The 24,086-nt window shown below is 42.2% G+C and carries 40 protein-coding genes; 4 read left to right on the top strand and 36 right to left on the bottom strand.

Going from position 1 to position 24,086, the window contains the following annotated elements; all coding sequences use genetic code 11:
- The 33 genes from A8806_RS16660 to A8806_RS16510 all read right to left on the bottom strand — a co-directional run bounded on the left by A8806_RS16660 (position 1) and on the right by A8806_RS16510 (position 17,824).
- A complete protein-coding gene (locus tag A8806_RS16660; RefSeq protein ID WP_109732337.1) occupies positions 1 to 279 on the bottom strand; it encodes a hypothetical protein in 279 nt (92 codons plus the stop codon).
- 11 nt (positions 280 to 290) lie between these two features.
- Entirely contained in the window at positions 291 to 1,175 is an 885-nt protein-coding gene (locus A8806_RS16655) for a capsid protein (RefSeq protein ID WP_109732336.1), read from the bottom strand.
- A gap of 19 nt (positions 1,176 to 1,194) precedes the next feature.
- Positions 1,195 to 1,845: a hypothetical protein gene (locus A8806_RS16650; RefSeq protein WP_109732335.1), complete on the bottom strand. Its 651-nt coding sequence runs from the start codon at positions 1,843 to 1,845 to the stop codon at positions 1,195 to 1,197.
- A 386-nt stretch (positions 1,846 to 2,231) separates the two neighbouring features.
- Positions 2,232 to 3,728, bottom strand: coding sequence for a phage minor capsid protein (locus A8806_RS16645; RefSeq protein ID WP_109732334.1), 1,497 nt, complete (start codon positions 3,726 to 3,728; stop codon positions 2,232 to 2,234).
- Complete coding sequence (locus A8806_RS16640; RefSeq protein ID WP_146203305.1) at positions 3,728 to 3,925, bottom strand: hypothetical protein; 198 nt, start codon at positions 3,923 to 3,925, stop codon at positions 3,728 to 3,730. The genes A8806_RS16645 and A8806_RS16640 overlap by 1 nt, the downstream gene beginning before the upstream one ends.
- A gap of 134 nt (positions 3,926 to 4,059) precedes the next feature.
- A complete protein-coding gene (locus tag A8806_RS16630) occupies positions 4,060 to 5,619 on the bottom strand; it encodes a phage portal protein (RefSeq protein ID WP_109732331.1) in 1,560 nt (519 codons plus the stop codon).
- Positions 5,616 to 6,980 (bottom strand): terminase, encoded by a 1,365-nt coding sequence (locus A8806_RS16625; protein WP_109732330.1) that lies wholly within the window; start codon positions 6,978 to 6,980, stop codon positions 5,616 to 5,618. The genes A8806_RS16630 and A8806_RS16625 overlap by 4 nt, the downstream gene beginning before the upstream one ends.
- Complete coding sequence (locus A8806_RS16620) at positions 6,980 to 7,483, bottom strand: terminase small subunit (protein WP_109732329.1); 504 nt, start codon at positions 7,481 to 7,483, stop codon at positions 6,980 to 6,982. Before A8806_RS16620 ends, A8806_RS16625 begins: the two co-directional genes overlap by 1 nt.
- Before the next feature lie 96 nt (positions 7,484 to 7,579).
- Positions 7,580 to 8,041, bottom strand: a complete 462-nt coding sequence (locus tag A8806_RS16615; protein ID WP_242996143.1) for a DUF1492 domain-containing protein — start codon at positions 8,039 to 8,041, stop codon at positions 7,580 to 7,582.
- Positions 8,028 to 8,234: a hypothetical protein gene (locus tag A8806_RS16610; RefSeq protein WP_109732327.1), complete on the bottom strand. Its 207-nt coding sequence runs from the start codon at positions 8,232 to 8,234 to the stop codon at positions 8,028 to 8,030. Before A8806_RS16610 ends, A8806_RS16615 begins: the two co-directional genes overlap by 14 nt.
- A gap of 32 nt (positions 8,235 to 8,266) precedes the next feature.
- The gene (locus A8806_RS16605; protein WP_109732326.1) at positions 8,267 to 8,449 is read right to left on the bottom strand and encodes a hypothetical protein; all 183 of its coding nucleotides are present in this window, start codon (positions 8,447 to 8,449) and stop codon (positions 8,267 to 8,269) included.
- A 30-nt stretch (positions 8,450 to 8,479) separates the two neighbouring features.
- On the bottom strand, positions 8,480 to 8,917 hold the full coding sequence (locus tag A8806_RS16600) for a DUF551 domain-containing protein (protein ID WP_109732325.1): 438 nt from the start codon (positions 8,915 to 8,917) through the stop codon (positions 8,480 to 8,482).
- Between the two features lie 37 nt (positions 8,918 to 8,954).
- The gene (locus tag A8806_RS16595; RefSeq protein WP_109732324.1) at positions 8,955 to 9,164 is read right to left on the bottom strand and encodes a hypothetical protein; all 210 of its coding nucleotides are present in this window, start codon (positions 9,162 to 9,164) and stop codon (positions 8,955 to 8,957) included.
- Positions 9,165 to 9,219: 55 nt separating this feature from the next.
- Positions 9,220 to 9,489, bottom strand: a complete 270-nt coding sequence (locus tag A8806_RS16590) for a DUF3850 domain-containing protein (RefSeq protein ID WP_109732323.1) — start codon at positions 9,487 to 9,489, stop codon at positions 9,220 to 9,222.
- A gap of 16 nt (positions 9,490 to 9,505) precedes the next feature.
- Positions 9,506 to 9,664 (bottom strand): hypothetical protein, encoded by a 159-nt coding sequence (locus A8806_RS26270; RefSeq protein WP_181368757.1) that lies wholly within the window; start codon positions 9,662 to 9,664, stop codon positions 9,506 to 9,508.
- Positions 9,665 to 9,688: 24 nt separating this feature from the next.
- The gene (locus A8806_RS16585) at positions 9,689 to 9,940 is read right to left on the bottom strand and encodes a hypothetical protein (protein WP_109732322.1); all 252 of its coding nucleotides are present in this window, start codon (positions 9,938 to 9,940) and stop codon (positions 9,689 to 9,691) included.
- A gap of 84 nt (positions 9,941 to 10,024) precedes the next feature.
- On the bottom strand, positions 10,025 to 10,351 hold the full coding sequence (locus A8806_RS16580) for a helix-turn-helix domain-containing protein (protein WP_109732321.1): 327 nt from the start codon (positions 10,349 to 10,351) through the stop codon (positions 10,025 to 10,027).
- Positions 10,352 to 10,709: 358 nt separating this feature from the next.
- Positions 10,710 to 10,928 carry a hypothetical protein gene (locus A8806_RS16575; RefSeq protein ID WP_109732320.1) on the bottom strand — a complete coding sequence of 73 codons (219 nt, stop codon included), beginning with the start codon at positions 10,926 to 10,928 and terminating at the stop codon, positions 10,710 to 10,712.
- An 18-nt stretch (positions 10,929 to 10,946) separates the two neighbouring features.
- On the bottom strand, positions 10,947 to 11,378 hold the full coding sequence (locus A8806_RS16570; RefSeq protein ID WP_109732319.1) for a hypothetical protein: 432 nt from the start codon (positions 11,376 to 11,378) through the stop codon (positions 10,947 to 10,949).
- A gap of 2 nt (positions 11,379 to 11,380) precedes the next feature.
- Entirely contained in the window at positions 11,381 to 11,656 is a 276-nt protein-coding gene (locus A8806_RS16565; RefSeq protein ID WP_109732318.1) for a hypothetical protein, read from the bottom strand.
- Positions 11,657 to 11,824 (bottom strand): hypothetical protein, encoded by a 168-nt coding sequence (locus A8806_RS26265; protein ID WP_181368756.1) that lies wholly within the window; start codon positions 11,822 to 11,824, stop codon positions 11,657 to 11,659.
- Positions 11,814 to 12,161, bottom strand: a complete 348-nt coding sequence (locus A8806_RS16560; protein ID WP_181368755.1) for a replicative helicase loader/inhibitor — start codon at positions 12,159 to 12,161, stop codon at positions 11,814 to 11,816. The genes A8806_RS26265 and A8806_RS16560 overlap by 11 nt, the downstream gene beginning before the upstream one ends.
- Positions 12,158 to 12,829 (bottom strand): hypothetical protein, encoded by a 672-nt coding sequence (locus tag A8806_RS16555; protein WP_109732316.1) that lies wholly within the window; start codon positions 12,827 to 12,829, stop codon positions 12,158 to 12,160. Before A8806_RS16555 ends, A8806_RS16560 begins: the two co-directional genes overlap by 4 nt.
- A 114-nt stretch (positions 12,830 to 12,943) precedes the next feature.
- Entirely contained in the window at positions 12,944 to 13,348 is a 405-nt protein-coding gene (locus A8806_RS16550; protein WP_109732315.1) for a RusA family crossover junction endodeoxyribonuclease, read from the bottom strand.
- Positions 13,329 to 13,607 (bottom strand): hypothetical protein, encoded by a 279-nt coding sequence (locus A8806_RS16545; protein ID WP_109732314.1) that lies wholly within the window; start codon positions 13,605 to 13,607, stop codon positions 13,329 to 13,331. The genes A8806_RS16550 and A8806_RS16545 overlap by 20 nt, the downstream gene beginning before the upstream one ends.
- On the bottom strand, positions 13,608 to 14,405 hold the full coding sequence (locus A8806_RS16540; RefSeq protein ID WP_109732313.1) for a PD-(D/E)XK nuclease-like domain-containing protein: 798 nt from the start codon (positions 14,403 to 14,405) through the stop codon (positions 13,608 to 13,610). It lies immediately after the preceding gene.
- Positions 14,402 to 15,058 (bottom strand): recombinase RecT, encoded by a 657-nt coding sequence (locus A8806_RS16535; protein ID WP_242996141.1) that lies wholly within the window; start codon positions 15,056 to 15,058, stop codon positions 14,402 to 14,404. The genes A8806_RS16540 and A8806_RS16535 overlap by 4 nt, the downstream gene beginning before the upstream one ends.
- Before the next feature lie 9 nt (positions 15,059 to 15,067).
- On the bottom strand, positions 15,068 to 16,498 hold the full coding sequence (locus A8806_RS16530) for an AAA family ATPase (RefSeq protein WP_109732312.1): 1,431 nt from the start codon (positions 16,496 to 16,498) through the stop codon (positions 15,068 to 15,070).
- 82 nt (positions 16,499 to 16,580) lie between these two features.
- A complete protein-coding gene (locus A8806_RS16525) occupies positions 16,581 to 16,763 on the bottom strand; it encodes a hypothetical protein (protein WP_109732311.1) in 183 nt (60 codons plus the stop codon).
- Positions 16,764 to 16,776: 13 nt separating this feature from the next.
- Positions 16,777 to 17,001 (bottom strand): hypothetical protein, encoded by a 225-nt coding sequence (locus A8806_RS26015; protein ID WP_146203303.1) that lies wholly within the window; start codon positions 16,999 to 17,001, stop codon positions 16,777 to 16,779.
- Positions 16,964 to 17,224, bottom strand: coding sequence for a hypothetical protein (locus A8806_RS16520; RefSeq protein WP_109732310.1), 261 nt, complete (start codon positions 17,222 to 17,224; stop codon positions 16,964 to 16,966). Before A8806_RS16520 ends, A8806_RS26015 begins: the two co-directional genes overlap by 38 nt.
- An 18-nt stretch (positions 17,225 to 17,242) precedes the next feature.
- A complete protein-coding gene (locus tag A8806_RS16515; protein WP_109732309.1) occupies positions 17,243 to 17,476 on the bottom strand; it encodes a LexA family protein in 234 nt (77 codons plus the stop codon).
- Positions 17,477 to 17,596: 120 nt separating this feature from the next.
- Positions 17,597 to 17,824: a DUF6471 domain-containing protein gene (locus tag A8806_RS16510; protein ID WP_109732308.1), complete on the bottom strand. Its 228-nt coding sequence runs from the start codon at positions 17,822 to 17,824 to the stop codon at positions 17,597 to 17,599.
- Between the two features lie 184 nt (positions 17,825 to 18,008).
- On the opposite strand from A8806_RS16510, the gene A8806_RS16505 reads away from it, so the two are divergent.
- The 4 genes from A8806_RS16505 to A8806_RS16490 all read left to right on the top strand — a co-directional run bounded on the left by A8806_RS16505 (position 18,009) and on the right by A8806_RS16490 (position 21,505).
- Positions 18,009 to 18,323 (top strand): helix-turn-helix domain-containing protein, encoded by a 315-nt coding sequence (locus A8806_RS16505; RefSeq protein WP_109732307.1) that lies wholly within the window; start codon positions 18,009 to 18,011, stop codon positions 18,321 to 18,323.
- An 18-nt stretch (positions 18,324 to 18,341) separates the two neighbouring features.
- Positions 18,342 to 19,070, top strand: coding sequence for an ImmA/IrrE family metallo-endopeptidase (locus A8806_RS16500; RefSeq protein WP_109732306.1), 729 nt, complete (start codon positions 18,342 to 18,344; stop codon positions 19,068 to 19,070).
- Positions 19,071 to 19,147: 77 nt separating this feature from the next.
- Positions 19,148 to 20,197, top strand: a complete 1,050-nt coding sequence (locus A8806_RS16495; protein ID WP_109732305.1) for a type I restriction endonuclease — start codon at positions 19,148 to 19,150, stop codon at positions 20,195 to 20,197.
- Positions 20,198 to 20,347: 150 nt separating this feature from the next.
- Positions 20,348 to 21,505, top strand: a complete 1,158-nt coding sequence (locus tag A8806_RS16490) for a tyrosine-type recombinase/integrase (RefSeq protein WP_109732304.1) — start codon at positions 20,348 to 20,350, stop codon at positions 21,503 to 21,505.
- A gap of 179 nt (positions 21,506 to 21,684) precedes the next feature.
- On the opposite strand, the gene A8806_RS16485 is transcribed toward A8806_RS16490, so the two are convergent.
- The 3 genes from A8806_RS16485 to A8806_RS16475 are packed head-to-tail and all read right to left on the bottom strand — an operon-like array spanning position 21,685 to position 24,072.
- Positions 21,685 to 22,503 (bottom strand): glycerophosphodiester phosphodiesterase, encoded by an 819-nt coding sequence (locus A8806_RS16485; protein ID WP_109732303.1) that lies wholly within the window; start codon positions 22,501 to 22,503, stop codon positions 21,685 to 21,687.
- 15 nt (positions 22,504 to 22,518) lie between these two features.
- On the bottom strand, positions 22,519 to 23,442 hold the full coding sequence (locus tag A8806_RS16480; protein WP_330405397.1) for a diacylglycerol/lipid kinase family protein: 924 nt from the start codon (positions 23,440 to 23,442) through the stop codon (positions 22,519 to 22,521).
- Between the two features lie 27 nt (positions 23,443 to 23,469).
- The gene (locus tag A8806_RS16475; RefSeq protein WP_109732301.1) at positions 23,470 to 24,072 is read right to left on the bottom strand and encodes a TetR/AcrR family transcriptional regulator; all 603 of its coding nucleotides are present in this window, start codon (positions 24,070 to 24,072) and stop codon (positions 23,470 to 23,472) included.
- Between the last annotated feature and the right edge of the window lie 14 nt (positions 24,073 to 24,086).

The following is a 24,086-nucleotide window of genomic DNA, read 5'->3' as shown; positions in this document are numbered from 1 at the left end:
TTACTCACCCGCTTTCTTTGCGCCTGCCTTCTTCACGGTTTCTTTTTCCGGTTCTGAGGGTGGTTCTGTTTCTTTCCCCGCTTCTCTTAATTCAGCGATCATCTCACGCAGCCTCTCAATCTCTTTCACTGCTTTCATATGATCGTCATAAGGGACCGTCTTCCCGCGTCCGTAAGCAATTACTTCGCCATCTCCCATAATATCAAAACCCGCATCCTGATACTGCTTCTTCTGCGTTTCATCAATGGTATACTCTTTATTACCCTTTACTGCTTTCATATCTTCCCTCCTTAAGCCTGCACATTCATTGCACAGCCTTCTACTTTTTTCTCAAGCAGGAAGAGATCCCCATAGTTACGGTTCTGGTATAAGTATCCATCTGCCGTCCTAGAATCTGTTCCCGGAGTAAAAAGTTTGATATAGCTGTATTTGTCACGACATACCACGCAGGATGTGTGGATCAGAATCCAGTTGATCTGCTTAGCATCTGTGGCAGCTACACAGCCAGTCGTGAAGTCATACTTAGTCTTCATACGGGCTGCCGGAACCATCTTGATTGTGACGTTATCCAAGCTGTGCACGTTACGGTTGATCGTAGACGGGGATGTCACGGTCATTACCCGCTGGATTCCCTCCGCCTCTTTGATAATTTTATTCATAGCCGGGGTAACATAGAGCATACGTCCCTCTTCCGGTACACCTGCTTCATCCATACGGGCCATCTCTTCATCGAACGCTTCTAAGAATGTTGCCGCATCAATTACTGTGTTGTCAATGCGTCCTGAATACGTAGTAAGCTCAGAATGCAGCTTACTGAAACGATAAGAATCTTTCTCTGGAATCGCCTGTGTTGTCTCAAATTCATTTTGAATGTTTGCCACTGACAGAGTAAGGTTTGTCTCGTCGATATCCATCGGGTCCACCCAAAATTCAATATCGCGGTCATGTTCCAGTTTTTTCGGAATCCAGCTGTTGCTCAGTGATCCTGTGTTAAATCCCGGTGTTCTGGTGTGATCCTTGTAACCAGATACGCTCATGGTTGGAAGTTTAATTGTCTGGGCGTTAATAAATTTTACGCCCAGATTGCTCTGTGTCAGGGCATCAGAGCACAGCTCCTTCGCATATTTCTGTTGCAGGAGCTGTGTAAATGTTGTCGCATAATCATATACTGCCATGTATTAAATCCTCTCTTTCTTAAAGTCCGAATGCCTTTTTTAAGGCATCATCGGTTGACGTTTGCTGTTGTCCGGCTCCAGTCGCTCCAACCTGTACAAATCCTGTAGACTTCTGGGTCTGCGGTTTCAGTGCCGGGATGTCCTCTAAAACCTTGTTTAGAGCTGTTTTCATTGCTTCATCGTTAATCTTTCCATCTTCACCAGTGACTTTACTTAAATCTGCCATCTTGATGATATACGGAATGGTTTTGGCATCAATTCCCAGACCAACCGCTGACATAGTGGCCGCTGCCTGAACCTGTGCCTGTTGTGCTGCAGCTTGAGCCTGCGCCGCCTGAGTCTGCAGAGCTTCAACGTCTGGTTGGCTGGCTGCTTGCTGTTGTTTAAACGTTGCAATTGCCTGATCCATCTGCTCTTTCGTAAGTCCCTGCTGTTTCAGATATCCCTTAATAACGGATTCCTCTGTAGCGGCCTGCTTTCCTGTCACCAGCTGTGCAAGTTTATCATAATCGATCTGCGGTTCTGCGGCTGTCTGTCCCCCAGTGGCCTGCTGTTGCGTCTGTTGACTCGTCCCGCCGGTTCCAGTCCCACCAGTTCCGCCTCCTGCCCCCGGCTCTGCAAAGTGCTGAATGTCCATAGGTAACTTGCATCTAAAAATTCTTTTCCTCATAATGTTTAATCCTTTCTACAGTTTTTTCCGTGCTGTCTGCACTGACAGTTTTACGTGTGTCTCACAAAACAGTTTTTAACCCGGTGTCTCCGTGTAGTTTTAGGCCTTCGGGCACAAAAATAAGGCGCTTCACCCCGCGCCTCAAAGGGAGATATCTGGATCACCTCCTAAAAATGGGTATAAAAATACCACTCAATCAGATCCTGACTGGGTGGTATTAGTCTAAATTTATTTTGCTTCCACAATTATCACACACATAGCAATGAGTTGTTTTATAATCACCGATTGGTTTCATAACGCCTTTACCGCAGTGCTTACATACAACCTCTTCACCATTTCTGAGCTTCTTTAACTGTAGTATCATCTCTTCTACTGGGTGCATATCATCATCTCCATTTCAATTCTGGATAATCCCTCTTAACTGATTTAATTATATCACGCAACTCCTGACTGGTCAATTTATCAGTCATATTTCTATGCTTTAATTCCTGAGCCCTGCATACACACTCAGCCCATTGATTTCCACCAATATCATATTTGTGGTGTGTTATTTCATGGATGAGAGTTTCCGCTGTTTTCTGTATTGTACGTGTTTTTGATGCATATATGTATATATCATTTTTATCCTGCCTCCCCAGAAGACCTTCCGGAACATCAACTTTATAACATAGATTTATGTTCAATTCGGGGTGTCCCACTGCATACTCAACCGTCTGCTTACCGATTTCTGACTTGTTAAGATTCTTTTGGATGCTCCAATGACTGATGATGTCCTTCTGTCCATTATTGTAATCTTGCAGCATCTCCGTAAACCTTGATAAATTCCAATCATGAGCACGTGATTTCCATTTGTCTGTTAGGCTCCTGTATTTCCTACGATTTTCATCATCCATAGAATTTTTATACAGTCTATCATATTTTTGGGCCTGTCGCATCGCATACTGGTGCTGTGCCTCCCGTCTGCCCTTCTTTTCGATTTCAGCTAATTCTTTTCTGCTGAATTTATCATCCGGGGGAGTACTGATACCGGGAAAGTATGTAGTATGGCTGTCCTTGCATCGGGGATGGTATAACCCAGCCGCAATCGCACTACTCATAAGCGGATATGGCCCATCCTTCCTGCTCCCCCCGCTCCACACATCATCAATCAGGATTTTCCCAACAAACGGAAGACATTTAGGACACGGGTTTCCACGTTTATTCATGATTACGGTATGTATACCCCATTCCTGTCGCTTCTCTCCCTCTCCAGTAAGATATGCCCGCTTGCTTGCTGTACGGAGCGCCATGTCAGCATAATCAGCCAGCGTATGCCTTGCACCATTCTTATACTCTACACAATTCAATCCCGCAGACAGGAAGTTCTTCGTAGCCATATCAACAGCTTTTTCATAAGTCCCTGCCCCCGTATTGGCATACACTTGAGCGTTAAAGATAATCTTCCGATACTGGTCATTTGCCATTCTTAAAACTGCTGTCTCGGCACGCTTCATATCGTGCGTAGTCGCCCTGATCAGTGCATCCAGTTTCCGGTCATTCATTCTGAAAAACTCTGCAACCGCTCCTTTAGACAGCTTTGATCCCTTGAATCCATTCTTAACGGCTCGCAGTATCTTTATTTCCTGATCCATGCCACCTTCTGATCGGGCCTCCTGAATAGCTGCCTCGATGGACTTGTTGATATCTTTAAACCGTCTGCCGTAAATCTTCTGATTCTTCCGCTTGTATTCGTCCAGCGCTTTCAGCTGTAATGCCTGCCACTGTTCCCAATGAAAACCCTCATCATCTTCCCACGCCCTGTGATGTTTCATGTTTCGAATCATGGACGCAATCAGTTCGTCCTCAATCGCACGGAAGGCATTCCCGATATCGTAATCTTCCATTAAATCATCTCCCGATTCACAGTTATGACAGCCCTTTCACATTGCTCCCCATATCTGCACTTCACGATATTCTGCACTTTGGGAAATTCGTCTTCAAGTTTTGTATATTCTATTTTTTCGACCTCTGGTTCAAAAAACGGGCAATTTTCACAGTATCCTTTAAGGTCAAATCTATAAGGCATTCTTTTCACCTCCATTGAACATCACCTTGAACCCCTGCCCCCTGAACTGACGTTTCAGGGTCTTTAATTGTGTGACGCTCTTGCAATGGTCATTCCTTAGTTCAGCGTATCCCTGCCTCTCAATAGCATATACGCCGAATGGCACTTGATCACTGGCTATTTTTAACAGTCCCTGATATTCCTCCGGGCTCATTCTGTAGATCCGGTTCGCTACTTTTACCTTCATCAATTATCACCCCTTCCAGATTAAGGCCCGGCTCCTCAATCTCAGCTATGCCCTGTTCAGCCTTTAAGCGTTTCACCTCTTCTGCTTTCCAGTCCTCATCTTTGCTGTCACCGTATAATTCTTCCACGGATGCCTCAATGCTCATGATTCCGCCCTGCTTGCCTTTTGCCACAGTCTCCACCTGACTCTCAAATGATGGGTTGGCATACTCACCGAATGGTATTTCCACTTTCACATCCTCCACGGCTTTACTATGGAGTATGTTGTAGGCATTGATACAGGAAGATACCAGTTCGGGCAGCGTTTCCTGTAAGGCTTCGATGATCGCATTACGGGTATAAAGCGTAGCCTTCTCCTTCTCGCGTTGTGCCTCGGCGTTATCCAGCTTCTTCACGTCAATTCCTAACGTGCTGGGACTGATCACGCCTTGCAAACACAGGTCGAGTGCCGTTATATAGCTGGCAAGATAGCTCTCATGCGGTATTGCAGGATGATCCGTCATGACGACATTTTTCTGTCCTTCCCTCATGTCACCATCAGCCGCAAAGTAACGATTATCAAATGGGTTTGGCCTGATAATCTCTCCAGTTTCTGGATCATGTGGCACCAAACAGTCTGGTATATAGGTCTTTGCCCTTCCTGCCCGGAGTGCATCCATCCATTGTGACCACGCCTCATCAAAAGCGTCGAAACTATCTAACTTCCCATCAAAAATAGAGCCTCCACGGCCCTCATATTTTGTGTTCTCGTATATTTGTAGTGGCACTGCCAGAATGACGGTCTTATCAAATGCAACATCTTTGATGGATGCTGTCGCCTCAATCGCAGTCAGCGGCACCTCTTCCTCCCACCTGTATAAATGGTTGTTAATATAACCATATCCGTAATGCTCATGGAGTACATACTGCTGTGTACCGACAGTATAAAGAGTCTTAAATACCACTTCTTTCAAGCGTCCATCCTGCCATACCAATTCGACCTTCTCTCCGGGGTACCACGAAAGTAATGGATATTGGCTGACATCCGTATTGATTGCGATCTTATACGCACCATCACCGATGAAAAGTACTTCCTTTAGGGACTTCTCAAATTTTTTACGGAATTTATTGTCCTCCTCGATATCTTCCCACAATCGCTTGTGCGTATCTTCTTCAAATTCGAAGTCATTCATGTCATCCACGACAATGCTGTTAAGTGTCCGCACAATAAGCCCCGGAAGACCAGTATGTATCTTTCTCATTTCCATACCCGGGCTGCTTTTGCTCGCCCAAAACTTTGTCTTATCTGCATAATCTGGATTCTGCTGGTACATCTGTTCCAGCTCATTACTATCACCACGGTACCAGATGCGGTTGCGGATAGCGGACAATTCAAAGTCCATTACCTCATTGATCTGTATTGCATATGGACTGGAAGGTGTGATCTGTAACCAGCTCCGCAGTCCTTTCTTGATATTATTGCTCAATTTTTCTGTCCACCTCATTTCTCATCCTCCTCGAATCCAATCATTTGACGGTATGGAATCCATCCATATTGGTTGGCATTAATTGTATGGTCATTACGGTCCTCTGGAATGTCCTTCTCATCATCCCAAGAGTATCGTTCCAACTCACCTAAATGTTCCGTACAAGTATCCACTACTAAATAGCATCCTTGCTGTATCCATCCAAGCTGTAGCTTGATCCGGTCGATGATCTCCACTTTCTTGTACGACTCTATAAAGTTGTACACACAGCCATGCAGGCGCTTGTACTTACGCAGCTCCGTAATCGTTGCCGCATCTGCACAGTCAATAAATGTATCTTTCGCAAATCCCCACTCTTTCTGGCAGTAATCCAAAAACTCTACGAATTTGACCGCCGTGTCTGATGGAGCCAGCGGCTGATCCAGATCTGCATTGCTGTATGTCTTTTCTTCCAGCGTGAACAGCTTCCTGTCCTCTGTAATGCCTTGAAAGATCATCGCGATGGTATCTGGTGACTTGCTGGAATATGATGTATCCAGTCCAACCGTAAACTTTTTGAATTTAATCTTCCCGGCTTTAACCTGTTGTTTCACCCATTCAGCGGAAACAACATGCTTCTTTCGGTCGAAATTCGGGAAGATCAAACCAGTTGCTTTACCGCGCAGGCCTTGTATTTTATTTTTCCAAATCTTTGTTCCCGGAGGTGTATTCTGAATGATCCGGTCCAGTTTTTCTTTGGGAAGCCCCAGATTGTGAGCAAAAGAAAAGAACCAATGTACCCATCCGGTCTTTGGTCCTTCTTTCAACTCATCTTTAATTTCCTTTGGTGTCTCATTTTCCCACTCTGGAAGTGGCCGGGAACAGTTTATATACTCCTTGTATACCTCCAGATTTGGGTCATCAGGATTAAGTGTTGCCATTAAATAATCTGATCTCATGGCCGCCTCACGGACAAACTCAATGTCCGCTGTGTTGATCTCATCAATGTACAGGCAGCCGTACTGGCCTCCCAGAGCATCCTTCCATTTGCGCTTATTGCCATAGCCGACCACGAATATAATCTTGTCGCCACTTGAGGTATGATACAGGATATGAGGCATATTATATCCCCCACCGCCATTGCCTTTGTACTTCACCAGTACGCCGAAGTCATCCAGAATGCCCAGATCCTTTTGTATGATATTCTTCTCTGCAGCTCCCGTATCATCTGCCGCCAGAATATGCAGCTTTTTTGGTGACTCAGCAACTTTGAGCATAAACTTAAACAGGCCGACTGTAGTCTTTCCCGCAGCCGTTGTACCCTCTAGGAACTCCACAGGCGCGTCACACCGGAGGAATGCTTTATACTTGTCCGACAGCAGTAATCTTTCATCGCTCACTATCCATCACCGCCGCGCATCTGTTCGATCAGATCATCCAGTTTTGTTTTCTCAGTTTGGAGAGTTCCTGAAAGCTCCACCTTGTCTTTAAACATTCCCATGTGTTTACCGAGCAATTCCAGTGCCTTTAGTTTGTCAGCCATTTTGATCTCACGCTCTAGGCCGTCCTCACCGAAGGTCTTGACCTTAACGGACTGGATCGCGGCGGTGTCCTCTGGAAGAGCATCCTCCTTGACCGTAGCCGTAGCTGGATCTATTACCTCTGTCGCATTCACAAAGGCTATCTTTGCCAGCTCCTGTACGACTCGGTCAGCATTTACGCCAGTACGCTTTGATCGTTCGGCCATTGCTCGGTCAATACACGCGCGGATGTTAGGTTTTGTTAAGTTTTCGCATCCTATCTCCTTCGCTGTATCAGGGCTGTACCCTGCCCTTATGGCTGCCTGAGTGGCATTCAGGTCGATTAGGTATTCTTCTACAAATCTATTTTGCTTCTTCGTCATTCAGGCTCACCTCCTCAGTGCATAGAAAAAGCACCCAGCGGATGCCAGATGCTTTGTTCTTTGTTTCTTTTCGATGCTATCATAATAACACAGTTGTTACTGACATTCACTGACATCTTTTTCTGATATTTCAAAATGTGCCAGTGCACGTCCATGAAACCTATGTATCTGCCTTTCAGAATACCGCATTTTTTCTGCGATCTCCCACCAATCGAGCTCTTTGATATACCGATAGAAGAGAACGTCCTGCTCATTTTCGCTTTTGAGCCTTTTTATTCTTTTATCTATATCACGATATTTAACAACTCTTTGGTACCGTTCTTCCATGAGTTCCCTCTCCATGTCATCTAATTCAGCGGCATATCCTGACAGATCTTTTTTATCACTGCCATGCGGCATTCCATCCACGCTTAAAGACGGTGAGACTTTCATTGCCCGGATTTCCGGTATCTCAGACTCTATCCTCCTGATTCTCCTGACATGTTTCCCGTAACTCCTTAAGTATTCTTTTTTCTTATCATTTTCACTTGTGGATGCATTTTCTTCAATCCTTGCCAATCCTTTCAACTCCTTCTTTGATGTCATTCCTCTCCATCTGCCTCGCCTGCTCCTGCAACAGTTTCCCGGCCTGATACGCAGGAGGTCGCTTAAACTTCTCTTTGGCCTTTCGCTCCGGTGTGTTTTCGGCCAGTCCACCATAGTGATCCTGACTGTCTATCTTTATCTCTTTATGACTTCTTTTTGATCTCAATATATCGGCTCCTTCCTTTGCTAAACGGCGGTTTAGCTAAATAATTCTTTCAAAGCTGCATCATGGATATCTGTTAGCCGCACATTTCCGCATCCACGACAATATTTTTTACCATCTACAATTTTTACACCAAAACAGTTATTAACCTCTTCGCACTTTCTTTCATCAACTTCCACAAACTCTTTTATATTCTTTGGATGTATTCCATCTTTCATTTTTACTTTTCCTCCTTCAATTCTACTAAGTTATGATATAAATGGTTCATGAACTTTCCAAGCTATGACATTGTTAATTTTGTTATGTCTCTTGTCCATCCATTTACAACCGTCAAAGTACCCAATTATATATTCTATGGTATCGGTCATATAGGCCACCTCTATTCGTTTCATGTATCGCTGTCCATCAGATATCCCTAAATATTCTGCTTCTTCCGGCAACCGCTCCGATACCTGAATCCATCTATGCTTTTGCTGCTCCTCCTGATACAATTTTAGATACTTCATACCCTGACTGCCATCAAAAGTATTCAGGCTGTCAATTTCTTCAGGAGAAAGACCGGTGTCCTCATACTTCTTCAGCGCCCAATAAATCTTCATTGCTTCTTCTCTTACTGCTCTTGCATCTATAACTGCTCTTCTTGTACCACCATCTATCTCTTCGTCTGGTACTGTTAATCTCTCCATTCTTTTCTCCTTTCACTAAATATCAGTTTAGTTGTAATTAAATCTGCGGCTCATAATACATGCACTGCGCCATATTTTCTCTGCCTATTACCGCCTCGCAATCGCCATCAAAATCTGTAATTTTTCTCACAACGATTGCATCCAGTAAGCAACCATACATCTTCCTTCCATTTTTTGTCTTATATATTTTCGATGCACGCCTTGACCTGTGCTTGCAATCAGTCATATGACATAACACTTTTGCCATCAACTTCCCTCCTTGAATCCTAAATTTGAATCGGGCGCCCGCCCGATTTACTCCATTAAAGCAAATGCTGATCGTAGTCATTAACTTCGATCCCAAATGCTACATAACCCTCTGATAACCCTATGAATTTATCGTCCAAGATGTAGGTTATTGTCGCATATATGGTTCTTCCTGAATACTTTATATTGTCCCATTCTCTGAGTAATACATTGTCCCCAACCTGAAAACCTCTATCATTTTTTCGGATTTCAAATTTTTTCTTCCCATCCAGAATAGAATCAAAATATTTCGGATATATCTTCAATTCATGTAATTTTTCTTCCATTTTGATCTCCTATATGCTAATTCTCAACGTTTTCTATCCTTTGCTCCATCATAAATTCAAGCTGTTTTTCTGCCTCCTGCTGAATTTCATGATATGTTTTTGCTACTTCAACCGGATTTAATGCCTCTGAAAACCACTCCTGTATACAGCTTTTCATATCGTCTATGCTATACAATTCTGCGTCTCCTTTCTTAATCGCTCAAATCCTAATTGTTTCAAGTTCCTTTATAATTCCCTGAATGTCATACTCACCATATTGTATATAACACGCGATAGCCTCTTCTAAATTTTCGGCATTTTCGGCTCCTGTAGGAATTTTTTGCAAATCCGGGTTATTAAATATATCGTTTATTGTATTAAAAACCAATTCTGCAGATTTATTCGCACGCTCCTGATCTCTTTTTGCCTCCTGAATCAAGTTAATTAATACATTCTTTATAGAATCTTTCACAGTATACCTTCTTTCAGTAAATGCTAATTTTAAATAAAAAAAATCTACCAACCATCATTAGGTCAGTAGATCTTTTTATCACTATTAACTCATAAAATCTTCCACGAGTGTGTACGAGAGCAATTTAGTTAAATGTTGTGGGACAGGATTTTTTCCATACTCCCAATCTTCAAGGGTTCTTAACTTTATTTCGTAGCGTTCACAAAAATTTGGACGCGGCAGTCCTAAATACTCCCTGATATCTTTGATCCCCATATGGGCCACCTCATAGATAAAGCGTAGTAGTAAAACCGCATTATCAATTTGCATGTTTTTTAACTCAGACATATTTTCTCTGTTATCAATGAAACTATCAACATTCTCACATTTTTTTGCTTCATCGTATAATTCTGAAAATAATTTAAAATTCATGGTATCCTCCTAATTATAAATAAATGTTATCCTCTTTACAATTATAATGATACCACGTCACATGTGGTTTTGTCAACATTTTTCCACGTTGTACGTGGTTTCTACTGACCTATGAAATTGTCAATGTACATCTACATCAAATGTTAATTTTTTGTTGCTATTTCGCCCGGATATATGGTATCGCTGTATTTGCATAAGCAATTACTACAACCAATAACATTGTCATTTCCGAAACCATTCCCAAACTCAATATTATCTGATACACATAACGGAATCTCTTCACTGCGCTGACAAGCATCACATAGATTTTCTGTACTATCCTTTGTTCTAATTACCCTCATATATTCACCTCAAAATGTTAATCTATAAAAACAACCTCTAGTGTCTCTGGATCTATAGCTACAGATGTAAGATCCGATCGGTCAGCATATCCAATGTATTCGCCTGCAACAAAGTCTTCGCATTTTCCGGTCTTTGATATATTCACAGTTCCAGTCTCCTGTATCAACATGCAGCTATCCTCAAAGTAATGTTTACACTTACTGTTAAGGCAAAATACGCCTTTTATTTTATGCATCCTGCTCCTCCATAAATGCTAATCATTATCAGTAATACGCATACACAGCACAATACCCAGTGGATCACCATTTATGCCTATTGGTATAACGGAAGTTTTTGTCTCTTCAGTTGCGTATCCGAATGCATTTCCGTACTCTTTCATCCAGTCATTTCTGGTCCAGATATGTTCCCCATCTTCCGTATCAAATCTGATTGCAATCCTATTTCCCGTTATCAAAAGATGATTCGTTCTCTTAAGTTTTATAAGCTTAAGTTTATTGGGATCGTATGTTTCCCCTCCCTCTGGATGATTTATCTTGTCCAGATCAATGATTAATTTATCCTTTTTTATGTATGGCCCCTTCCACCCATCAGTGAGAAGTACTGTGTCACCATAATCTATAACCTTTATCCTTGATTGATTTTTTATAGCCTCTATCTGCATCTTTATATCCGCTGTCATTGCCATTTTTAAACTCCTCCTTTTAACAAATAATCAATAAGCGGCTTAATATCGTATCCCGTAAAAACTATATATGGCTGACCGTCCTCATATGTCCATCCTATGGGGTCGTAGCTCATAGTGTTTTCCCTGTAAAATGGCTTATACTGTTTTCCATTCAGGATGACTTCGCCTTTTCTGACGTATTCTACGGTGATCCCTTCACCCTGCATCTGGAGCAAGTGTTTTATAAACCTCCCCCAGAGCTTATCTATCTTGCTTGTATTGTTACAAATGTATATCATTTAATAACCTTCTTTCTCGCATTTCTGTGCCCTGTTAATTGAATTTTTATTCAATCTGGTGCATAGATGCTGCCAGTATACGCAGAACATCTCGTATTGCATTACAGTCCCAAATATACCGTTTTTCCGTACATCTGCCTCTGTTCTATTTTTATTTTTAACAACCATTATTATCTCCTCCTGAAATCTGATAGCCATTATCTTTAAGCTCCGGTATCATTTCCCTGTCTGCCTCTAAGAGCTGCCGTTCCAGCAAATCCATATTGTACGGCCGCCGTTTGAAATTATTAAAATCCTTAGAATCCGCAACACCTCTGAGTTCTGCCACCGTAGGGGCAAACTTATTTGTCCGTATGTGCTTATGCAAATTATTGGATACCATTTCGTAGTCCATGTCATTCAGCATCTCATACCAAAGGTCAAATATCTGTTGGGAGCTTATTGGACTGTTAGAGTATGTCCCACGTATCGCCTTTACAATATTTTTAAACTCTTCTCTAGTCACCAGTTATCCACCTCACTAACCCTGTCTGTACCCGATGCACGGGAAGCTCCTGCTTTTTTATTATTTCTCTCCCAAGTCCTCACCGCGGCTTTCCAGTCCTTCATTTTGTTTTTGCCAATCATCCAACCTTTGGCAGAATAAAAATCAATGAATGCCTGAGGGTCAACACTGTTGTTACGTTCTATACAGTAGTCACGGACCATATCAATGTCCGGCGGTGTAAACCGCACAGTATTATTTACCTTCTTTTCATTCTTATCATTCTTTACATTCTTGTTTGTGTTTTTTTGTAGTTCTTTTATGGTTTCTTCGTGGTCTTTTTGAGGTTTTTCTGTGGTTTTTGATTCCTGATAAATGCCGTAGTTTACAATGGTTATAGTGGTTTTTTTCCGGTCTGTTTTTTTCTCAATCATATTGTCATTTTCCAACATAGATAAAAACGCTCTTACCTTTGTTTTACTCCACCCCCAGCGGGCAGCGAGTTTCAAATCCGATGTAATAAAACTACCACGTTCAACATAAACCAAATCATTCCCAATTCTAACCTTGTTCCCTGTATGGTTTGCAAGCATTATCATTTCTAACCATGCCTGAAGTCTGGAATATACTTTTTCCTGCCACAACCAATGTTCCATGATGTTTCTATGTACCTTTATCCATCCTTCCATTGGGATTCTTCCGTCCTCCTTTCCCCTCCCGGCCATCCGCCGGGAAGTAATGAAATGGCCTACGATTACCGTGACGTACCCGCAGGTGCCTTAGACGGGTTACTATAACAAGACTTATCCTGTTATCTCCTCTATCGAAACAATGATTGCCGGTTCTCCTTTTGTGTAGGAGAAATCATGGGTGGTATTCAGCACATGTGCCGGATCATCATTCTCGATCACTCCGCACTTCTGAAGCGCGTCTTCTATCACTTTGTCTGCAAAACTGAACACATTCATCCTGTCCCGTTTATTTCCTTTTTCTGGCTCTTTGAATGTGTAATGCAGGATAATGGGGCCATGCGTTTTGAATCTCTTTAAGCCCAGCCTGATTGCATTACAGGCTATCATTTGATAATCCTGCTTCATGCGGTTTCCTTTTTTGGGATTTGCCCCTATTGCTTGTATGTATTCATTCAGCCCCGGAAAGCAATGACCCTTGTAAAATCTGCCGCGGATCTCAAAAGTATGATTGTCCATATCTCTCCCTGAACTCCTCCCGTGTATGCGTCTGCTCATATACTGCCTGTCCTAACATTTTGGATAGTTTCATACTCAGTCCATTACCATGTATCTTTCGGTGGCATTCAGGGCATACCGGTATGAGTAATTTATCTTTAGTGCCATTACTCCGCTTTGCCCCGCCACATATAAGATGGTGTCCCTCAATGTTATAAGGTCTGCCACAAAACAGGCAGAAATCTACATATTCCGTTACGATAGTGTCTGATTTTTTCATTTATATTTCTCCCAGCAGATTGTCCGGCCAGATGGCGCCAGTAAGCACCTTTGATCGTTTGCAGTAGTCACATACCTCGCACCTAATAGGGCATATCTCACCATTTTTCAGGGCAACAATCTTCGGTACGTTCTTCTGGACTTCCATCAGCCGGTCGTCCATCCATTCCTGAGGGATTTGGATTATTTCAATATCAGTTTCTTTTTCCTTTGATGCCGCAGCTATGTAAAACGGAAGCTGCTTGCCAGTGTTTATCTCCACTATTTTCTGATATACTGCCGCCTGAATGTCATATCCCCAGTAGCGGATAAAGTCCATAAGTCCGTAGTCCCTCACATAATGTGATTCACGAAGAGACTTCATAACTTTCAGGTCTACAATGCAGATATCTTCTATGTAGCTGTCCATTTTAATCTTCCAAGGCACTCCAAACATATCAGCAGTCATGATAACCTGCTTCTTTCCAGACATATACTTCATAAACAGTTCATCTTTTTCTATACGGTTTATAATTTCATCAGCTTTCTTATAGTCAGTTTTTAAACTGCCCTGCTTCGTGTATATTTCTGGATGCTGTGCACGGAACAGGTCAAGTGTTCCCTCAAAGTGAGAATCCACATAAGACCCTATCAAAAGCGGGGTTGTCATTTCCTCTTCCCACTCACCGTTCAGCTTTGCAAGGGCAAGTTCTTCACACGGTGGTTTCCCCAACGTGCCGCAGAAGTCCTTATACTGGCTGACAGAAAGATATTCCCGATTGGCTTCCTGCATGTAATAGTTTTCACTGGTTAATATCATTCAAAAATTTCCTCCGCTTCTTTTAATGTCTCCTCGTTAATTACTGGCTGTTGAGCAAATGGGTCTGTTGTCTCAATACGGTCTGATTTTGTAATATCTTCTGCTTCGCCCTCCACAGAAACTCCCATAAGCGCATTTGGTATATGCACCCTTGCAAAATATGCGGATGCCCTATACGCCAGCATTAATTCCGGCATACTCTGCCATTTTTTATTGCTTGTCCATCCTTCTGCTTTTGCCATCTCCATTGTGACTTCGACACCTCTCACAGTTTCTCCGTCTTCAATCCTGACAGCTTCAACGTAACATCCGCGGGTATCTGTATTACGTTCTCCGGTATATACGTGATGGATATGATTAAATTTCCCGCTCCCATTAATCAACGACATGCACGCCTGACCGCTCCACGAAGGTTTCCCTTTCACTACATATAGATTCTGCATTACCATCATGGGGCTTACTCCCATACGGTTTGCCATATCCACAGCAATTGTGCAGTCCATCGGCTTTCCCTGATATGCCTGTGGTACAAGCGTAGATGATGCGAACATTTTCCCAATATCATAGATTTCTTTAAAATTCTGGATACTCGAAAATACCCCTTCTTTCACCAGCTCATGTGCTTTTTCCTGTACTGCAATTTCGTTATCCATATCTTCCTCCTATAATTCAATCACCGTTAAGTCTTCATCATCCGTGGTGCGTGTAGCAATAAACTGCAAGCCCCTGTCTTTACACTTCTGATACAGTTCATTCCGCATTTTAGTAGACAGTTTCTCCACACCATCTATAAGGATAATTTGTAATCCATTTGGCTTCTGGATAGCCACATCAATGCACAGGTCAAGTTTCTCTCCATCGGAAAGGTTGCTGATTGGAAGACCATTGATGAGCGGTATCCCATTCTTTACTGTAAGCCCGGCAATAGGTATCACGGCTGTTTCCAAAATCTCTCCCGGAAGGGTACGGGCCTTCTCAATCTTATTTGTGAGGTCCTCTGACTCCTGCCGTAAGTTTTCCACGTCTGTCTGAAGGGAAATCATGCGTTCGTATTCCTTCAAATGGGATTTCATTTCCTCGGCGTGTTCCGCTTCTTCCTGAAGCTTGCTATAATCCTGTATCTCCTTGTCCGAAATTTCCTTGTACTCATCGACCATAGCATTATATTTGGCAACCTCGGACTCATATGTTTTATTGATTACGGCTGTCTTATCCTGCTTACGCTCTGCCATTCCGTTTAGTTTCTCCTGATTGGCTTTTAGCTGGGCCTGTAACTGCTCATTATCTTTAACAAGCCGTTCCTTTTCAGCAGACAATTCTCGATCAAGTGCTGCCAGAGCAATCTCACGGTCAGCTTCATATTTACGCACTTTATTGTCACGAGACTCGATCACTTGTTTTGCCTTCTGGATTTCTTCATTCTCTTTACGGATCTTCTCTATCTTCATGTAGAGCTCACTGAGGTTCATGTTTTCCCACTTTTCGGCTTCATACCCCGCCGGGATGGAGTCCGCAATGTCCTCTATAAACGACCTCTTGTTTCTGATATCCCTGTTGACATCCTGCCGGTTCTGGAAATATGCCCCTTTCTCTGACTGGATGTCATTGAGCACTTGCAAGATATTCTGATCGTATGATACCCAGTCGGGAATCTCGCCGAACCATTCACGGATTGTCTGTAGGTTCCAATCATACTGGATCATATCCAGAATAATTGCATTCTGTTCCTTCTCAGACTTTTCCATAAACTCAACAGGAGATAGCTGCAGTGGAGAGAATATATCTTTCAGGAACGATTCAGGGCTTCCAACTTCCCTTCCATCCTTCTTGACGCTCTTATAATCAACCTGATTCGTCCGCGCCTTCCGGTTGATCCGCAGGCCATTGTCAGTCTCAATCAGGATTTCACCTTCTGTCTCCCCGTTCCTGACTATGTATTTGCGGTCTGATTTATTTGTGAGGGCATACCTTATGGCATCAATTACAGAACTCTTGCCAGCCCCATTCGTGCCGTCAAGCTCAATGCTCTTTCCATCCCCCTCATACTCTGTAATTCCATACATGTTCTTGATCCTAATTTTCTTTATTTTCATTGACTAAATTCCTTTCCGTAATTATAATGAAATTGTATATTTGCCTGAGTGCATATAGGTGCCCGCCTTATGCGCTCTTTTTTTACCACCATTCAATCACACCTCCAGCCTTCTCACGGTACCGCCACCAGCGGCCGTCCTCATAGGCGATGCAGATGTTTCCATCCTGATCCCGCCACGCGTCTTTAATGCCACCGTGTTCCCAGTTCTCAAATGCTTTCCGATGCTGCTCTGCAAAATGATCAGCTTTTTCCCTGATTCCCATCTTCATATCCTCCTCATGCCACACGGATATATACCGCGGCCATCGCTACACCGATTAAAATTGTTTCTACCAGCGCGACCATAAGCTCCCGATCCGACATCTGCTTTTGCCCCCAACGCTCAAACTCTTGACAGGGGTACATCCGGCTTGCTTCCATGCAGTAACTAAATCGCCTGTACTGACGGCATGTTACAGGACGGTCACGCGGTCTGGGCTTTCTTCTCTGTATAATCTTCAATTTCATTCCTCCTTCTGAGTCTAATATCTATCTCTTCATATGGTATTTTCAGATAATTTGCCAGATCCCGCTTGTTGATTTCATAGCTGTTATTCCCCTCTGAATTTGTTGGCGGGATTATCTTTACGAACTTCCAAATTTCCCTTTTTCCTTTTTCTACTACTTCTTGTCGGCCGCATCCAATTACTTTAGCAGCCTGACTCGCATTTAATATGTCGTACATCCTTCTCTCCACCTCCTTCTACTCTTCAGCTGATATTGTCTTCACAAACTCATATCCCGGAACACGTATTGCCCTTGCACTTCCTTTGCAGTCAGATTCAATCACCCCATCTTTCAACATCTTCTGTATCCGATTCCAAGTCGTAGCTTTGCTTCGAAATCCAGCCATTTTCCCTATTTCCTCAATCGTTGGCGGATATCCATGCCCTTTTATATACTCGACAATCAGATTTAAAACCTCTTCGTTACTCACGCCCTATTCCACCTCCTATCGGTATTTTTTACCATCTTACACAAAGTCCGTTTTATAGGACACATCTTGTGTTACAATAAAATCCAATTGACTGCTGTAGGTAACAGTGGTATATTGGTTTTATCGAACAAGTGTTTGTTTTTTGTTGTTTTCATCTTTTTGAAATAGTTCTTCCAACAAAGCATCTGGAAAAGCTTCTGTTTTAATTTTTAGAACCTCATCCCATGAAAAGGATGTTTTTCCATTGATTTTGTTCCTAAGACCTCTTTCAGTTATTCCGATTTTTAAGGCGAGCTCTCGAACCGTAATGCCATTCTTCACCATCTCGCCTTTTAAAACTCTATACATTGTTTTACCTCCTTTCGCCTTCAACGGTTATTACACATGTATTGTATAGCCGTTAATTACTATTGTCAATACTTTTTGAACATATTATTTCCGTTAAATACTAATTTGTAACATTTGACGGAAATATATTTCTTGACCCTATCCGTCAACGGTGCTATATTCTTTATATAAGGAGGATTGGAACATGGGATTGGAAAAGATTGAAGAGTATAAAAGAAGGCTTGGTATGACAACTGCTGAATTAGCTGAAAAATCTGGTGTTCCTAAAGGGACTCTTGATAAAATATTATCAGGTGTTACAAAAGATCCCAAATTGGAAACCCTAAAAGCTATAGCCAGAGTATTAGGATGTACTTTAGATGATTTCGACGATGTACATCAGAAACGTACCATTGAACCAACTTACGAGGATACTAAAAAGTTAATAGCTCGCAACGGAAAAAAGATGACTACAGAACAAAAAATGGAATTAATCAAACTCTTGTCCGAAATAAATTAATTAACGAGGTTGATTTATTTGGATATTACAGAGATTATTAAAGCTACAATCAAAGTCTATAAAGAATGCCATGTAACCTCTTTTCCGATAGATTGCATGGCCTTACTTGAACATTATGGATATAGAATATTTACTTATGATGAATTATGGAAAAAAAACCAAAAGTTATATGATATATGCTTAGCCTGTTCTGAAGATGCTTTCAGAGATGGTATAAATAAGATTATCGCCTACAATTCACATAATCCAAATGGCCGCATCCGTTTTTCCTTAATGCATGAACTCGGACATCATATAATGGGTCATGTGGGAGAATCTGATCTAAACGAACAAGAGGCCAATGCCTTTGCCAGTCACATACTGGCCCCGCGAATGGCAATATATTACTCAAAATGCAAAGATCCCGAGAGTGTATCGAAAGTATTTGAGATATCTAATGATGCTGCAACGATTGCTTTTGATGACTATCACAGATGGCATAAACATGTAATTAAATATAAAATGACATATTTAGATAAATTTATGTATGCCCAGTTCTATGATGCTGATCAGGATGCTTTTGTCTGGAGTATTAAGGAGTGTGATTTTTGTGGAGCTACACTCTATAATTCACATTCCGATCATTGCGCGCATTGTATGGTCCCGGAACCTGTTGTGCATTATCATTATCATGACCCCCCTCTGCACAATATAGATATGGGATTATTTAGGCATTTGGAAAACAAGTGGCTTTACGGTGATTGTTAGAAGTTATAATGATGCTAGGCCGGATGGCTTAACATAAATGTGGTGTTTTCTCAGAAAAAAGGAAGAGAGGAATACATATGGATTTTAATGATTTAGTCAAACAATTTTCTGAAAGAGTATCTGCGCTTAAAGATACAATTTCAACAGAAGAAGCTACAAAGATGTCCTTAATTGTACCGATGTTTCAAATGTTAGGTTACGATGTATTTAACCCTTTAGAATTTTGTCCGGAATATACAGCAGATGTTGGGATTAAGAAGGGGGAAAAAGTCGACTATGCAATATTGGAAAATGGAGCACCTAATATTTTGATTGAGTGCAAAAGTTGTTCAGAGCAACTCGACAAGCATTCTTCGCAACTATTCAGATATTTCGGAACAACTCCAGCAAAATTTGGAATACTCACAAACGGACTGATTTATAGGTTTTATACTGACCTAGAAGAATCTAATAAAATGGATATGGTCCCCTTTTTAGAAATAGATATGTTAAACCTAAAAGACACCTCAATAAATGAATTAAAAAAGTTTTGCAAGGAAAATTTTGATAAAGAGAAAATTTTCAGCACTGCTGAGGAATTGAAATATAGTTCTTTAATAAAAAATGTTTTGTCCTCAGAGTATGATGCACCTTCGGAAGACTTTGTAAGATTTGTATTAACTAATATCTATGAAGGGCAAAAAAATCAACGAGTAATAGATAAATTTACACCTGTAGTAAAAAAGTCCTTTTCTTCCTTTGTAAATGAGATAGTTAATAATAAAATATCTTCTGCCCTTACCAGTGAACCTGAAAATAAAGAAGAGGAAGACCTCAATGCAACCACTACGACCTCTAAAATTGTAACTACGGAAGAAGAAATTGAATCATTTTATATTATCAGAGGGATGCTTGCTGAGGTTGTACCTGTAGAAGATATTGTTCATCGTGATACTGAGAGTTATTTTGGAATACTCTATAAGGACAATAATCGTAAACCAATATGCCGAATAAATTTAGATAAAAAAAATAAACAGCTATTCATACCAGATGAAAACAAAAAATTTCAGAAGTTTTATATTGATTCACTAAATGACCTGTATAAATTTAAGAATCAACTTATAGAATCTGTAAAACGATATCTATAAAAATATAAAAACCGCCCCTGCGCCAACAGGAACGGCTTAACATATCCGAAGATATGCAGTTAATACCAAATATATTGTATCATCTTCGGTGACGGTCTGCAAGAGACAGGCTGTCTTTTTTATACCCAAATTTAAAAAGGAGATGTACATATGCCAAAGAAAAAGAAAAGACCAAAACTCCCAAACGGATACGGCAGCATAAAATATTTAGGCAAAAACCGCCGGAATCCCTATGCTGTCCACCCACCAACGACCGAATTTTCTGAAACAGGGATACCATGCACTCCAAAAGCCCTGTGTTATGTTGATGACTGGTATGTAGGATTCGCTGTCCTGACCGCGTACAAAGCTGGAACATATACCCCGGGAATGGAAAAGGACCTTAAAAAGCTAAAGCATGACGGCGGTGACTTGAATGATCTTGCCAAACAGATTCTGGCTGATTACAACCGGACCATAAAGACAGAAGAAAAGGAATCTGACAAAGGACCTACATTCGATGAAGTCTATCACCAGTTCTACAATTGGAAATACTGTGGGAAAAAAGAATATGCAGAATCCACCCTGAGAGGTGTACGTGCATCATTCCAGAATTTTGCTTCTTTGCATGGAAAAATCTATTCAAGCATTAACTTTGAGGAGATGCAGGACATAATAGATAATTCAAAATTAAAGCACGCCTCCATCGAGCGAATGGTAAGCCTGCAGAAACAGATGGGGGCTTATGCCAAAGATAAGAAATATGTTCCGGAAAATCCTGCTCTTCCCCTCCGTGTAAATATCGCAAATGATGATGTGCATGGAGTACCGTTTACAGAGCAAGAGCTAAAAAAATTCTGGCAGGCCAAAGAAAATGATACAGCCATAACGCTTCTGATCCTCTGCTATTCTGGTCTGAGGATTGGAGAACTGAACGTGGTAAAAATTTACTTACAGGATAACTATTTCAAAGGCGGCATAAAGACACCCGCCTCCAAGAATAAAATAGTGCCCATCCATTCTTCAATTCTTCCTCTGGTGAAGCAAAGGCTGGCGCAATACGATCAGCTTCTACCTATGACGCCAGATGCTTTTCGCAAAGAGATGGCAGCACTCATGGAGCAGTTTGATATGGTGCAGGACCCACCGCACACTCCGCACGACTGTCGGCACACTTTTTCCAAGCTCTGTGAGGACTCCGGTGTCCGCGAGAATGATCGCAAGAGAATGCTGGGCCATGCTTTCACGGACGTAACAAATAAGGTATACGGGCACCGTGACATAGATGCCCTGAGAGCAGAAATTGAAAAAATTAAAGTTTGTTACTAACGTGTTACTAACGACTCCCTACAAAACCAATAATTGCTATTCAAAAAATCACATGATCGAGCAAATAAAAACACCGATAAACCGCGTGGTTAAGCTATTTTTATAAAAGAATATCGTAATTATAATGGATACACGGATTTCTATAATTGTTACTAAAACCTTAACAAAATCTTTTGAATTTACACACTCTGCCAGCCGTTTCCTTCGAAAATATACATATCAAACCGCCGCTCTGCTTCTTCCGCCTCCTGCGCCGTTTTCAGCGTCCACACCGCCACCGGCGAAAGAAACAGGTGCTGTATGAGCCACAGGCTCAGGTTATGGCTGTCTTGTAACTTGTATGAAATAAAGTCAGGTCTTGTGTAACAATTACTTAACAAATATTTTACGCAAAAACGAAGCAGATAATGCGGGCTCCTGTCACTTTTCACCAAATTTGAAGAAAGCTGCCCTCTAAGGACCTTCGGACGGTGTTTCTTATACCAGTGGATTACAAGGGAATTAAAGGACTGGATCAGGAAGGCTCCTTTGTAATCCGCCAGTTCCTCCGACAGTCTGGCACAGATCTTTGTGTCCTGTGTTGGGAGCTTTACTTCGATCAACAGCGGGACTCTGCCGTCTACATATTTCAAAACGCTCGAAAAAAGCGGAATCCGTTCCGAAGTCCCGCTCAGGTAACAGCTTTTCAGTTCTTCGTAGGTCATGTCTTCCACTTTTCCTGGTCTTTTACATACCCGCTTCAGTGTGTCATCGTGGAAGACAACTAATTTTTCGTCTCTGGTCAGGTGCACGTCCAGTTCAATCCCAAACCCTTCCTTTACCGCCATCCGGAATGCCTTCATAGAATTTTCAGGTATTCCTTTTTCAATGCAGTGAAGCCCTCTGTGGGCCCAGTGTGTTCCCAGAAAAGGCTTCATCAGTCCGCGCTGTGTCATCCGCGGTGCTATCATAAATAAGTATAAATATACGATCACAACTGCTGTAATAATTCCAGCCATAATGCGTTCCTTCTTTCAGGCTGATATAACTCTGATCTGTTCTTTTAAAAGTTCAGCCTTGATTTCTTTCCTTAAAAATACAGGCTCACCATCCGTGTGGACTGGCAGCGCACGTTCCATCTTCACGCACACCTTTTTGCACTGCATGACAGATATTCCCGGGAAATGCACATGCCACCCTTTATATGCGGTGGGAAGCAGCAGGAGTACGGCCAGTTTCGGCAGGTTGGATATGATGATCACGTCCAGCTGCCTGTCGCTGCTTCTGGCATCCGGGCAAAAATAAAATCCCCCGCCTTCATAAGGATTATTCATAGCGGCAATAAAATATACCTTCTTATACTGCTTCGTCACACCATCATCCAGCGTCACTTCCGCCTTCACCGGCTTATCATGGAACAAGCGGTTCAGCGCAATCCCCACATAGGTAAGCTTTCCAAGCTTCAGGCGGTTCAGCAGCACCTTCAGCTTAGAAACGGCTGCCTGGTGGCAGATTGCCGCATCGAAGCCAATACCCGTGCTCACAGCAAATCTGCGCTCTTTTCCGGCGCGTGTCAGAAGACCTACGTCCATCTTCTTTATTTCCCCGGGATTCAGTATCACTTCCAACGCCTTCAGCGGGTCCTTCGGAAGCTTCATCCCCCTCGCAAAATCATTGCTTGATCCAGTTGGGATATAACCAAGGGTCACCTTGCTGATATCGCAGATTCCGTTAATTACCTCATTAACCGTGCCATCCCCGCCGAGCACTGCCAGTATATGTTCCTCACGGTCAGCCGTAAGCTCTCTGACCAGTTTCATGGCATGCCCCGGATAATCCGTGCGCAGGCATTCATATTCTACCTGTCTTTTTATCAGTTCAGGCTCTATGGTTTCCCATATCATGCCGCCCATGCCGGAACGTGAATTTGGATTCAATATAAATGTATATTTCATCATCTGTACCCCTTTGCAGTTATCCTTTCATTAAGAAACCGTGCTGTCCAGATACTTCCCTAGAGAACGGCGCATATTTCCCTCAAAATCAGCCTCACCGTTCCTCAGGCACCATTCAAATACATTGCCAATTACAATCATGCGGATATCCGTAGTAAACTCCTCAATGCGCACGTTTATCTGAATGATCCCTTCCCGTATTGCTTTCTCTACATATGTCTGCACCGTAACTATCGGATATGGCCGCTCCGTGCGGATTGCAGGGTTGAGGGCCTGGTTCTTCGTGTCATAATAGCCGGATATGAATTCCACCCCCAGCTCCCTGCAATACTCCACATAGTTCAGATATACATGAATAATAGCAATCTTAGCCTCATCTGCATTCTTCGGCAGATCAAGCAGGTCCGGGTTGATATTCGGCTGATCCTCTATATAATAGGAAAGCAGGTCATCTTTTGTCTTAAAGTGATGGTAAAAACTACCGTTAGAAACACCTGCCTCTTCACAAATGTTCTTTATAGAAAGCTCCTCATATCCGTTCTTCTGCAAAATACGTTTGGCCGCCCTGAAGATACGTTCCTTCGTCTCTTTAGACTTCTGCTGCTGTCTGGATAACTCCGTTTTATCGCCCATAGCTGTACACTCCT

Source organism: Faecalicatena orotica, assembly GCF_003149245.1.
GTDB classification, from domain to species: Bacteria; Bacillota; Clostridia; order Lachnospirales; family Lachnospiraceae; genus Faecalicatena_A; species Faecalicatena_A orotica.
The sequence above is the reverse complement of the archived record's forward strand: the minus strand, read 5'-3'. Positions and strand labels throughout refer to the sequence as shown.